Raw genomic sequence first — 12,386 nt, forward strand, 5'->3', positions numbered from 1 at the left:
GGATATAAATGCAGAGTTCTATTTCTGGCTTATTAAAGCCTCGACTAGTTGAGGTTGTTAGTAAAACACCTAATCATTCCAGGATTGTTATAGAACCGCTTGAGCGTGGTTTTGGTCATTCTCTTGGCAATGCCTTGAGGCGTGTGCTGTTATCCACGATTCCAGGCTGTGCAGTTACGGATGTGGAAATTGAAGGTGTTCTCCATGAGTACACAACTATAGAGGGTGTTCAGGAAGATGTAATTGATATCTTGCTGAACCTCAAAAAATTAGCAGTAGTGCTTCATTCGAAAGATGAAATTGAGCTTACGCTATCAAAAAATGGTGCAGGTTGTGTTACTGCAGCTGATATAAGTCTCCCGCATGACGTTGAGATTATTAATCCAGATTTAGTTATAGCCAATTTAACTCAAACTGGCGCACTGAATATGAAAATTAGAGTGCGTCGCGGAAGAGGCTATGAACCAGTTAGTGTTCGTAAATTAAACTCTGAACATAGTTTGGCTGTTGGTGCATTGCAATTGGATGCCTCTTATAGTCCAATTGTAAAAGTAGCTTATCAGGTTGAAAGTACTCGTGTTGAACAGCGTACTAATTTAGATAAGTTAGTTATTGAACTGGAAACAAACGGAACTGTTGATCCAGAAGAAACGATAAAAATGGCTGCTACAATACTTCACGATCAGCTATCTGTTTTTGTTGACTTCGAAAAAGTCAATGAAAAAGAAGCAGAAGAAGAAGTAGAAGTTGAGGAAGTATTTGATCCTGTTCTGCTTCGTCCTGTTGATGATCTTGAGTTAACGGTTCGTTCTGCTAATTGTTTAAAAGCCGAGAATATATTTTATATTGGTGATTTAATTCAGCGTACTGAAGTTGAGCTATTAAAAACACCTAATCTTGGAAAAAAATCTTTAACAGAAATTAAAGATATACTTGCACTTAAGGGTTTATCACTAGGTATGCGATTAGAAAATTGGCCGCCGGATAACCTAGCTGATCAATCACATGCAATATCAACACATTAACATTAGGTCTTCGTATAATGAGACATCGTAAATCAGGTAGAAAATTTAATATGAATAGCAGCCATCGTAAGGCGCTATTCAGCAATATGGTTAGTTCGTTATTTAAGCACGAGTTAATTAAAACAACTTTACCTAAAGCTAAAGAATTAAGAAGCTTTGCTGAGCCCTTGATTACTTTATCTAAAGAAGATAGCGTAGCCAAAAGACGTCTTGCATTTGCAAGATTACGCGATCGTGAAGTTGTAACCAAGCTTTTTAATGAATTAGGTCCACGTTATAAAAATAGAGCAGGTGGCTATTTACGTATCATGAAATGTGGATTCAGGCCGGGTGATGACGCACCTATGGCTTATGTTGAATTGGTTGACAGACCAGAATAGTAGTTAAATATTAAAGACATAAAAAAAGCCGGTTAAACCGGCTTTTTTTATGTCTTTAATAACGCTATTACTGGCATTCAAAGCCTTTGAAAAAAATAAATATTGCAAATAAAGGTAATAAAGTTGGTATGGTTATGTGACCTTGGTTCGATACATGAAATCATATTAATGGTGCGTATTCTGTCGGGTAAGAAAAAGGCATTACTGCCTTTTTCTCCCCTAAGAACCGTACTTGAGAGTTTCCCCTCATACGGCTGAAGCCTCTTTTAAGGCACCTTTCGGCACCCGGTTTCACCACTTTTATCCGCATTTAAATGCGGCTCTTAGCAATAGAGATGGCACATAATGAGGTTGCTTGACGCATTTGTCCCGCCATCGGCCCTTTTCACACGAAAACGAGTCTCCCAAGGAGTGTTCCGTTTGATTGGTTTCTGACAGTAAGGACATAATCGGTCTTGCTTCAGCCAGAGACGGTATAGCTTCATCCGACCTCTCGACGAGCTCAGCATTTTCTTTCCCCAACGGAATTCAAAATACCGAGCCCACTTGGGGTCGTGTGGATTGGCATCCGCTTTAATCTTGATATGCCGTTGTATTGGCGTATCAGCTTCTCTGAACAAGACTATTTCCCCCTGTTTTCCATTCTCTCTTTCTTCTGTGGCGGAAAATACCCAATTTCGGGCTCCTTTGGTTTTAAAGTATTTCTCTTTAATCTATTTAGCGCCCTTGTTTGGATGTCTTCTTGTCGCCCATTTCCATAGCATGGACCATACTTCGGCATCAACACGATTAAAGGTTTTCTTAGCGACGACATGCCGGTGATAATTTGCCCACCCGCGTAAAATCGGGTTGAGCATTTTTATCAGATTGGCTTGCTTGGCCGTTTTGTTGTCTTTGATGACGCCCCGAATTTTGCCAAGATGGGCTTCGACATTCGATTTCGACGGTTTTATTAGCAGCTTGTCGTCGTATTTGCGAATGTTCCATCCGAGAAAGTCAAACCCTTTCTTAATATGCGTTATTTTGGTCTTTTCCGGCGACAAGACTAATCCGCGTTCCCCCAGAAATTCAACCACGGCAGGTTTTACCTCATTTTCCAGCCATTCTTCAGAGTTGCCGGTGATAATGAAGTCATCCGCATAACGCACCATATTCATTTTCAGGCCGGATTGCTTGCTTTTCGGAAATCTCGCCGAAAGCATTGCTTCCAAGCCATCCAATGTCATATTGGCCAGGGCCGGACTGGCAATTCCCCCTTGCGGGGTTCCGGCTTCTGTGGGAAAGAGTTCGTTCTGATACACGTATCCCGCCTTGAGCCATTTCTGTAACATTAATTTGTCCGTAAGGACATTTTTGATCATCCAGTCATGGCTAATATTGTCGAAACAGCCTTTGATGTCGGCCTCTAGCACCCATTCCGCTGAGCTTTTGCGAGCCAGTACAATAAAACATTGCTCTCCGGCGTCGGCTGTTGAACGCTCCGGCCTGAATCCGTATGAGTTCGGGTCGGCTGTCGTTTCCGCGACCGGCTCCAATGCAAGCAAATACAGCGCTTGCATGGCGCGGTCTTTCATCGTGGGAATGCCGAGAGGCCTTGTCTTGCCGTTTTTCTTCGGGATTAATACTCGCCGAAGTGGACGTGGCGAGTAACCTCGCCGCTGCATCGACGCTATCGCGTTGGTCTTTGCTCCCGGTGTTTTCCATGTGACCTTGTCCACACCGGCGGTGTTTTTGCCTTGATTTTCAGTCACCCGTTTTACGGCTAAAGCTTTGCCGCTAAACGAGTGGGTCAGCAGCCATTGCAAAGCTTTCACCTTGTTATGCCTGCCTTCCTGTGTGGCCTTCACAATACGCGCTTGCAGCCTCCTGACTTGACGAAGAACATCGGCCCAATTGATACCGTTCCAGATCAAATCTGAAGGTGCACACGCCAATATTGCAGCGTTCATTTGCTTTCCTTCTGAAAGGGGTTCTACAAACTCTCTTGTGACAAGAGACCATGAGGAAGTCTGCCCGCTTTTGCGTGGGATGATGTTTCAACCCCTATCCACCCAATTACAGAGTGGCATTCGCTTTTTCCTCTTTCCTTTACCTGCACCTCCGATGGCGTTCCTTACGGTTCGCTTGCCCACTGTTCAGGGCGGAAATATAGGCTTACGATGTTTCACAGCCGTTACACGATTAGCTTAGGCCCTGTCTATTCCCCGGCGATCATTTGTCCCTGTGCCCGTATTAATCAAGCGAACAACCGATCACATACTTTTTAGTTCAAGCCTATCAGCATCTTTGGCTTGCTGTTCATTACGAGGTTTATCAACAGTTCACATCTATTGGCCTTACTATTCAGCCTAGCACCCCAGCCGCCTGACGCTGGCAGCATTTGGAATTACCTCACAGCTTTTCCTTCTTTTGCGAGGGGTTACATTGTCCCGATGGCTTCAAACCAAGCCGTTGCCAGCTTCGCCTGCATCGGTAGGCTACCGTTGAGGGAACAACGAGTCTCACTGCCTCTTTCGAGGTAAGACAATAACGGGTGTGACTTCATGTCGCACGGTTAATTTGAACACTGATTCTGTTCCAAATTAAATACCTAAAACCTAGCGCATCAGTAGAAATGAGTTTTTACTCCAAGTGTTCAACTTGGGTCAAAGAATTCATTTTTAAATTTTTTTCGCATCGATTCGCCTTGTAAACTGATCCGATCAGTGTCGTACATCAACCGATCAAAAATAGCGTCACCTAAGGTATTATCACCAATCGCTTCATACGATTGTTTTGTCGGCACTTGACTGATAATGTTGGTTGTCGACTGTTCATAACCATCATTGGAAGGCGGCAATGTACATTTTGAAAATATGCCAGTAAAAGCTTATGAAAAATACTTCAACCTTAATCGAATAATGTTAAATTTACGATACTAGCTATCAAAATAGAGAAATGATAAATATATACTTATCACTTATTTTTTTATCATAAGTACCTTAATATATTAATCAGGTACTCTTGATGATCTTGCATGGACAAAAACATAACGCCACTGACATTGTTGAGCTATACTTGGCGCGATAACGAATGCGGAAAACAGAAATATATTAAACCCTTATAATATATAGTATTCAACACGTTTAAAAACCCGCAATCTTGACCGCTCTGAGTATATCAAGCCATTTCATTATAGCTGACACTTTTGAAGCCCAAGAATGGTTAAAGTTTTAATGACGAAAGCGTATAGCAAGTTTATTGCTAATTTCAGGGCATGCACAGCATTTACCTCTGTATTTAAGAATATACCAATTAAATCTAAGTGCTTGATTTTAGAAAGCAGTTTACTTTTACAACGATTAATTGAACTGAATGGCCTGAATACAATTTTTGAAATCTTACCGATTCTACCTTCTACTTTAGATACATTGGATGCAAAATGAAGCCCATTATGCGAGATACGTTGTTTGAAAACAGACGGAACACTAGACAATCTAAACTTACTCGTGTTCTTTTAATCGTAAATGAGCCAAACCAAGCTCAACGCATACAAATTTGCTTGCGACAATTTAAAGACATCCCTCTTGAAGTAATGAGGTCTGGAGCACCCGGAGAAGCACCCAAGAAATTTATCGATACCCGCTCACGCGATATGAGCTTTGAAGTAACCTGGGTGATGTCGCTAGATGAGGCATTAAAAAAAATAGCTGAATTTCATTTCGACATCCTGGTTCTGGACTTATTACAGTTGGATCCACAAGGACTATCGGCCATTCGCCAAGCCAGAGCAGCCAATAATGCTCTACCAGTCATCATGTTAATCAATAACGAAGATATTGATAGTAACCAACCAGGTGCCGATGACTACGTAGTAAAAGATGAGTCAGGTTATGAAGGCCTTATTCGTGTTATGCGCAATGTTTTAAATCGCATTAATAGCGAGGAAACATTTAACCCGTTATTTGTAGCGGCATTAAAAGCGACCTCTAATGCTGTTCTTATTGCTAACAAAGATGCTCGCATAGAATGGACAAATCCGGCATTTACACAACTGACAGGCTATACTTTTCAGGAATCATTGGGTCAACTGCCTGTTGAGCTATTAAAATCCGATTTACATGATGATTCGTTTTACCAGCACATGTGGCAAAAGATTTTGAATGAAGAGCACTGGCAAGGGGAAATCGTTAACAAACGTAAGGATGGGAGTCTTTATAATGCTGATATGACTATATCTCCTGTACTTAATAAATATGGTTTATTGGCTGGCTATGTCCAGATTCAACGAGATATAACAGATAGCGTAGTACGCTTGGCAATATCTGAAGCTTTACAACAAAACAGTCCCCTTGATGAACGCTTTAAAAAGGTTCTAAATATTATTTTTGATGTTAAGGCATTTAATTTACAACGTAAAGGCGGCGTATTTCTTCGCGTTAAAGGTGAAAATTATTTAACCTTGTTTGTAGTGCAGGGAGAATTTAGTGCAGAGTTTATCGAAAAAGAAACATGTATTAGTTGTGGATCTTGCCTCTGCGGACGAGTAGCTATTTCAGGAAAAGTACTTGTTTCTGATTATTGCTTCATTGATGCTCATAATGAGCATAAATTTACCGATATGCAAGCACATGGCCATTTCATAATACCTATTACTTCTGGCGAAGAAGTATTGGGCGTATTATTTTTATATACCGATCCCGATCCCCTGCAATCAGAAAGCCTGCTCGCCATGCTTAAGCAAGTTGGCGAAATGATGGCACTCTCATTGCGTCAGGAAGAAGCAAAAACAGCTCTGGAAATGGCGAGAGATATGGCCATGAAGACTTCATTGGTAAAAAGCGAATTTTTAGCCAATATGAGCCATGAAATTCGCACACCGATGAATGGCGTATTAGGTATGCTGGATTTACTCTGTGAAACAAAAATGACGCCTACCCAGCGTGATTGGGCAACAACAGCACATAGCTCTGCGGAAGTTTTACTGGAAATTATTAACGATATTTTGGACTTATCCAAACTGGAAGCTGGAAAGTTTGAACTAGAACGGGTTGATTTTAACCTGGTTGATCTGGTCGAGGATATTTGTGCTTTATTGGCTGGGCGGGCTCATGTTAAGGGGTTGGAGTTAAACTGTTTACTACCCGTACTTATGCCTTTAACCTGGCGAGGTGATCCCATGCGTATCAGGCAGGTTATGACTAACTTAATTGGCAACGCCGTTAAATTTACCGAACAGGGTGAGGTTTCAGTAAGAATTATCCTGCCATCCGGCGCTGATAGCTTGGATGATTTACGCTTTGAAGTTTGCGACACCGGCATCGGCGTTTCATTAGAAGCACAGCCAGAATTATTTAAGTCTTTTTCTCAGGAAGATAGTTCAACCTCACGTCGTTTTGGCGGTTCTGGGCTTGGACTATTCATCAGTAAAAAGTTAGTAGACCTCATGGGCGGTAACATTGGGATGAACAGCGCTCCAAATGCAGGCTCCTGTTTTTGGTTTACTTTGCCACTGGAGCAGTGTAATAGCGTGCGCTTACCGGAATTATCTTACGATCTTTCCGGTAAGCGCACGCTGGTCGTTGACGATAACGCGACCAACCGAAACATACTGGTTAATTATTTAAGTAACTGGGGATTGGAGGTAAGCGAGGTCGATAATGGCGGCACAGCACTGATGCAATTGCAGACTTCTGCTCTTCAGGGACTGACCTATGATTTAATCGTGCTGGATATGCATATGCCGGTTATGGACGGCTTGACCTTGGCAAAATGTCTGGTGCAAATTCCCGCGTTAGCGAGAATACCCATTATTTTATTATCATCAAGTGACCAACTTGATATTGTTGACTATCAAAATACCGGGATTGTCCAACGCTTGCTTAAACCAGTGCGCCAATTACAACTCTTTGATGCAATTGTCAATGCCTTACAGCAAGTCTCAGAAGCCACCTTGAAAACGGCGTTACCTGAAATTAAACTACCCAGCTATCACGACAAAAAAGTACTTGTGGTAGAAGATAATAAAATCAATCAAAAAGTCATTATAGCCAGGCTAGCCAAATTTAATATTGTTCCTGATCTTGCTGAAAATGGCCAGCTAGCCTTGGTCAAGTTGGCACAATACTCATACGATTTAATTTTAATGGATTGCCACATGCCGGTCATGGATGGTTATATCGCCACTCGTGAGCTTCGGCTATTGGAAGAAAGCAGAAGGTTACCTCGTCAAACAGTGATAGCCCTAACTGCAAATGCCCTGGAAGGTGAGCGTGAAAAATGTCTTGAGGCAGGAATGGATGACTATTTGACCAAGCCGATTATTACCAAGCAATTAATAGAAATGTTGGCATATCGATTAGGATCACTACCTACCGAAAATACTACAACTTTATGCGATGAAAACAGTGCTTTGGCGGAACGCGGCCATATGGCTTGGGACAGATCCGTCACGCTTGATCATTTAGAGGGTGATGACGACCTATTAAATGAATTGATTGCGCTATTTTTAATAGAAAGCCCTAAACAGCTTCATGAATTATCGCGCTTTCAGGCCGAAGGTAATATTACTGAACTCGCTAATGTTGCACACGCCATTAAAGGTACAATAGCCCATTTTTATGTCGCTACTGCAACAGACTGCGTCAGTTTGCTGGAAAAAACAGCGCGAAGTGGTCAGTCAGCTGACTATCAAGGTATGACTGAAGTGGTGATTAAGGCGGTAACGGATTTAATCGATAATCTGCAACCAGCAAAAGATACGGTGATATCCAAGAATTAATATATCTATGTGGCGCAGGATTTTTATTTACTTACAACGACGGTAACGATGCAGGAATTACTCAGCCATGGATGGCGGAAAGTAGAATAGCACTTGGAACAGTGATCGAGTGTAATACAGGATAGTTGCCGAGACTGAAAAATAGTCGCTTAGCTGGTTACGCTGCTATTTTGATAACACAGTAAATGAATAAAAAGACCAGCAAGTGGGGTATATTATTAGCAGTAAATCGCAATAAGTTTATCGCAAAAGTAATCTACATACTGTGATGGCAGTAATAACTATAACTCGATGTTCAAGTTTTTAACCTTAGAAAAACCATAGGGAAGCGTGTAAGCTAATCAGTGTTAGAATCGTAAGTATTTTAACAGTATGTTGATGAACGAGCCTGCGCACTTTATAAAAACTTTTGTCACTGATTTAGATGGGGCTCTGGGAAAACTAAAGCCCACGGCTAAACTGACGCCACTATAAAAGATTTGGTTGGGATTTTGTTTGACGGGAATATTACTGACCAATTCGGTATGCTAGGCGAAGTTCGAGTTTGGGAGAACACAAGATTGCCGCACTTTCGTGGATGTTTCGCGAAGCAAAAGTAGCCTGGGATTACTTGCTTTTGGCGAGTGTGACATTGGTTTTAAAGCGGCACGGGATTACAGAAGGCGTACTGGTTCTTGATGAATCGGATCGGGCACGCTCAAAGCGAATCAAGCGAATTTATGGCGTTTATAAGCAAAAACACAAGGTTTCAGGGGCTATGTCAACGGACAGACGCTGGTTTTATTATTGCTGGTCACGCTTCCGGTAGGCCTTGCTTTTTACCGACCTGATCCGGCGCTAACGGCATGGAGTAAAGAAGATAAACGCTTGAAAAAGCGGGCATGGCGAAAAAAGATCGCTCTGTTCAGCCTGTGCGCGATAGTCGGTATCCAACAAAAACGCAGCTTGCTTTGCGACTGCTGCAAGGTTTTAAGGATGCCCATGGCGATATCAAAATCAAAGCCGTGTTAGCTGATGCCTTGTACGGCGAAGCAGGTTTTATGGATACCGCTTCATGGATATTTGATATTAACCAGGTTATCAGCCAGTTACGCGAGAACCAGATCATTGAATATAAAAGCAAGAAAAGAAATTTGAAGGGCTATTTCAATACCATCAATAAAGGCATAGATGTGACTTTGCAGGTGCGTGGCGGTGAACAGGTTAAAGCAACCGTGAGTAGTGCGCGATTAAAAGTGCTTGCGCATGGTAAAAAACGCTTGGTCGTAGCTCTGAAATATGAAGGCGAAAGCGATTACCGCTATTTAGTGGTCACCGATATGACGTGGCGTACCATGGATATTATTCAAGCCTGCGCGTTGAGGTGGCTTGTAGAGGCTTTCTTTGAGGGCTGGAAGCTTTATGAAGGATGGGGGCGTGAGGCCAAACAATTGGATGAAGAGGGATCAAGCCGTGGCCTAATTCTAAGTCTGTTGTTTGACCATTGCCTCGGCAACCGCTCCTGCATGCTCTACCTCCATGCAAGTCGTTCTCCTTCACTCCAAGCCGCCGGCCCGTATAGAAAACAAACGGCCCGCGTATACGGTAGCTAGCCTGCAAAGAAAATCTCAAATGGATGTGCTACTCGACTTTATCAAAGCATTACTGGAGCACCAGAATCCAGCAGAGAAACTTAAAGAATTGGCTGTACTTGTTGGCGATGTTTTTCAGTAAATGCCTTCTGGCAAGTATATGGTTGGCAGAGATTTAGGCCGACTGGAACCCACGGCTTCGCTACAGTACCGTTTTGCTGGATGATTTGCCAAAAATCGGAATGCAAAAAATTTAAAAACTTGAACATCGAGTATAAGGAAATCTAATGGCTATCGAAATTGAACACAAATTTTTACTTGCCAATAATAATTGGCGGGAACATATCACTCACTCAGTTAAATACCGACAAGGATATTTGAGCTCTCAAGCAACCAGTTCCATCAGAGTCAGGATCAGTAATGATTGTGCATGGTTAAATATTAAAAGCGCCACTATTGGTACTCACAGGCACGAATATGAATATGAAATCCCTCTTGAGGATGCAAATGAAATCATCAATGATCTTTGCAAAAAACCTGTTATAGAAAAAATTCGCCATTTTGTAATTGATGATGGGAATACTTGGGAGATAGATGAGTTTACTGGCGACAATAAAGGGTTAATCGTCGCTGAAATCGAGTTATCCGAGGTAGGTAAGAATTTTTCAAAACCCAGCTGGATAGGTGATGAGGTTACCTACGATTTACGTTATTATAATAATAATCTTGCGAATTACCCTTACTCGGAATGGCCCGAAAACTAAATATTTTATAGGGCCTCTGAAAATGGTTGGCATTTTACTCTATATTTCCTGCATAAAAAAACAACTTTTGTTGCATTACTACCACCTCAATGTGATGTGTCAACACTTTTCCGGACACAAAGTTAAGCAGACTTTAGCTGCATTTCGTAGTCCACTGGCGACTTTAATGGTCAAGTAAAACAGGACATTTTCTTAAGCAGTCTTCTTATAAAATTCCCGTTCAAATTCCAGTGGGGATTGGTATCCTAATGTTGAATGCAATCGTTTGCCATTATCAATACTTCGGACAGTTTTAAGTTATTGAAATGATTTGTTATTTGGCGAGTCATCTAAAAAACATAATGTTTATACTAAAAAATAACTTATTAATTTTCAATTGGTTAGTATTTTATACGACTCTGTATTTTGCATAAGTTTGATTTAATTATCCACAAACTGCCGCAAGCCTTGTTATTGGTGGAGTACCAATTATCAAAACTGTCCGAAGTATTGCATTATAAAACGCCAAATAATTAATAATACTTAACTTTGCCGCCTTTTTAGCTTTGAATTTTTCGTAGTTTAGTTTCTCACGTTTTAAGCTTCGAAAAAATCGCTCGGTCGTAAGCGTCCAGCGCGACCGTCTACCCCCTAAATTTCATTCGGTGAATTAACCTCGACTGACACAATAGGAAATGGCAACAATTCATCAATACGACTATTGGGCCAGGTTGGCAGTTTTTCCAAGGTATCTTTTAGCCACGCCTCAGGGTTTAATCCATTCAGTTTCGCGGTGCCCAATAAGCTCTGAATAGTAGAGGCTCTTTGCCCTGAACGTTCTGAGCCAGCAAGCAGTCAGTTCTTTTTTCTTAGGGCGATGGGGCGGATGACGTTTTCAACAGGATTATTGTCAATTCTCATGCAGACTGGCCGTCTGTACCAAATTCCCACGAATGATGTTGTATGCCAATAAGTAGATGGCTATCTCCTTGCTTACGATGTCAGTGGTTTTGCACCGCAATATTTCCATACCCATATTGGTTTTGATAGAACGAAAATCCAGCTCAATTTTCCAGCGCTGTTTATAAACCATAGCCAACTCTTGTTTATGAGAGTGCTTTGCATTCAGTACAGTGGTCAAATAGATCCTGCCGTTTACCGTAAACTCGCGGACGTTAATCGATTCCGGCAAGTCGCTATAGTCCTGTTTAGATATCCACACCGGTTTCCGTTTGGGTTTTGTCCAGTCAAGCAAATGATCTCTTGCTCTCAGGCTATAGTCAAGCAAGGTTCCAGCGACCAAAGAAATCAACACAACCCTACGAGCAATCGGAAAGCTCAAGCCAGGCTTTTGATTGTCCAGCTGAGGGAAGTCTGCTTGGTTCTGAGGTGTATCTGGCATCTGTACCGTTGCTCCATCAGTAAGGACAACGTTATAACCCTTACATTTCCATGCGGCCAGAGCCTGGTTATGAAGACGTAAACCAGCGGCTGTGGTGGCATTTTTGAGTTCCTGTAGCGGTAAGCGTTGACGTGCTTTACAAGTAAGGCCTCGTGTTGACCGTAGTGGCTGATTGTCCATCGACGATACGGTCAATCAATACGCCTGCAACCGCTTGCTTACAGGAACCATCATCACTTAATACTTGGAAAATGAAGGCCTTAAGCGTTACTAAAGGCAATAATACCGAGGAACGTTTATGCGGGGTATTGGCGATAATGTTGGCAATGCTGTCGGCTGAAAAAATCCTCAACCCTGGGTTCTTTGGATTGCAAAAATGACTTTTTAAATCGTTCAATTTGCTGCTGAATACGGGTTTTTTAATCACTGGCATGGTTAAGTTATTAATCAGGCTGTGTAATACCCGAAATTCTATCAGAATAGTGATTGATCTTTATCTTATTAT

10 protein-coding genes and 2 pseudogenes are annotated in these 12,386 nt (G+C 41.9%); 6 read left to right on the forward strand and 6 right to left on the reverse strand.

The features are described 5' to 3' along the window. Window positions 1–8 precede the first annotated feature (8 nt). Complete coding sequence (locus N7974_RS03400; RefSeq protein ID WP_262964257.1) at window positions 9–1,025, forward strand: DNA-directed RNA polymerase subunit alpha; 1,017 nt, start codon at window positions 9–11, stop codon at window positions 1,023–1,025. A 17-nt stretch (window positions 1,026–1,042) separates the two neighbouring features. Continuing rightward, complete coding sequence (gene rplQ / locus N7974_RS03405; protein WP_243219926.1) at window positions 1,043–1,405, forward strand: 50S ribosomal protein L17; 363 nt, start codon at window positions 1,043–1,045, stop codon at window positions 1,403–1,405. Between the two features lie 713 nt (window positions 1,406–2,118). On the opposite strand, the gene ltrA is transcribed toward rplQ, so the two are convergent. Together ltrA and N7974_RS03415 are read right to left on the reverse strand one after the other, a co-directional pair. Next, window positions 2,119–3,354, reverse strand: coding sequence for a group II intron reverse transcriptase/maturase (ltrA, locus tag N7974_RS03410; RefSeq protein ID WP_262964258.1), 1,236 nt, complete (start codon window positions 3,352–3,354; stop codon window positions 2,119–2,121). Between the two features lie 686 nt (window positions 3,355–4,040). Then, window positions 4,041–4,244 carry an ATP-binding protein gene (locus N7974_RS03415; protein WP_262964259.1) on the reverse strand — a complete coding sequence of 68 codons (204 nt, stop codon included), beginning with the start codon at window positions 4,242–4,244 and terminating at the stop codon, window positions 4,041–4,043. A 702-nt stretch (window positions 4,245–4,946) separates the two neighbouring features. On the opposite strand from N7974_RS03415, the gene N7974_RS03420 reads away from it, so the two are divergent. From N7974_RS03420 to N7974_RS03435, 4 genes are all read left to right on the forward strand, one after another. Then, the gene (locus N7974_RS03420; RefSeq protein ID WP_262964260.1) at window positions 4,947–8,165 is read left to right on the forward strand and encodes a response regulator; all 3,219 of its coding nucleotides are present in this window, start codon (window positions 4,947–4,949) and stop codon (window positions 8,163–8,165) included. A 544-nt stretch (window positions 8,166–8,709) separates the two neighbouring features. Continuing rightward, entirely contained in the window at window positions 8,710–8,973 is a 264-nt protein-coding gene (locus N7974_RS03425; RefSeq protein ID WP_262964261.1) for a hypothetical protein, read from the forward strand. Window positions 8,974–9,046: 73 nt separating this feature from the next. Beyond that, window positions 9,047–9,757: a transposase gene (locus N7974_RS03430; protein ID WP_262964262.1), complete on the forward strand. Its 711-nt coding sequence runs from the start codon at window positions 9,047–9,049 to the stop codon at window positions 9,755–9,757. 266 nt (window positions 9,758–10,023) lie between these two features. Further along, on the forward strand, window positions 10,024–10,500 hold the full coding sequence (locus N7974_RS03435) for a CYTH domain-containing protein (protein WP_262964263.1): 477 nt from the start codon (window positions 10,024–10,026) through the stop codon (window positions 10,498–10,500). Window positions 10,501–10,924: 424 nt separating this feature from the next. On the opposite strand, the pseudogene N7974_RS20725 reads toward N7974_RS03435, so the two are convergent. The 4 genes and pseudogenes from N7974_RS20725 to N7974_RS03450 form a co-directional block, all read right to left on the reverse strand. Then, window positions 10,925–11,086 (reverse strand): annotated as a pseudogene (locus N7974_RS20725) (hypothetical protein); the annotation flags it as partial. Between the two features lie 44 nt (window positions 11,087–11,130). Beyond that, window positions 11,131–11,394: pseudogene (locus tag N7974_RS03440) on the reverse strand (transposase domain-containing protein); the annotation flags it as partial. Beyond that, window positions 11,390–12,061, reverse strand: coding sequence for a transposase (locus tag N7974_RS03445; RefSeq protein WP_317451580.1), 672 nt, complete (start codon window positions 12,059–12,061; stop codon window positions 11,390–11,392). The gene N7974_RS03445 and the pseudogene N7974_RS03440, both read right to left, overlap by 5 nt. Continuing rightward, a complete protein-coding gene (locus N7974_RS03450; protein ID WP_262964264.1) occupies window positions 12,018–12,233 on the reverse strand; it encodes a hypothetical protein in 216 nt (71 codons plus the stop codon). The genes N7974_RS03445 and N7974_RS03450 overlap by 44 nt, the downstream gene beginning before the upstream one ends. Window positions 12,234–12,386 lie beyond the last annotated feature (153 nt).

The organism is Methylobacter psychrophilus, assembly GCF_025583945.1.
Classification (GTDB): Bacteria; Pseudomonadota; Gammaproteobacteria; order Methylococcales; family Methylomonadaceae; genus Methylobacter_C; species Methylobacter_C psychrophilus.

Bases quoted from the DNA above. Each gene is read 5' to 3' on its own strand.
- N7974_RS03400 (WP_262964257.1), top strand. From the start codon at position 9: ATGCAGAGTTCTATTTCTGGCTTATTAAAGCCTCGACTAGTTGAGGTT.
- rplQ (WP_243219926.1), top strand. From the start codon at position 1,043: ATGAGACATCGTAAATCAGGTAGAAAATTTAATATGAATAGCAGCCAT.
- ltrA (WP_262964258.1), bottom strand. From the start codon at position 3,354: ATGAACGCTGCAATATTGGCGTGTGCACCTTCAGATTTGATCTGGAAC.
- N7974_RS03430 (WP_262964262.1), top strand. From the start codon at position 9,047: ATGGCGAAAAAAGATCGCTCTGTTCAGCCTGTGCGCGATAGTCGGTAT.
- N7974_RS03435 (WP_262964263.1), top strand. From the start codon at position 10,024: ATGGCTATCGAAATTGAACACAAATTTTTACTTGCCAATAATAATTGG.
- N7974_RS03445 (WP_317451580.1), bottom strand. From the start codon at position 12,061: ATGGACAATCAGCCACTACGGTCAACACGAGGCCTTACTTGTAAAGCA.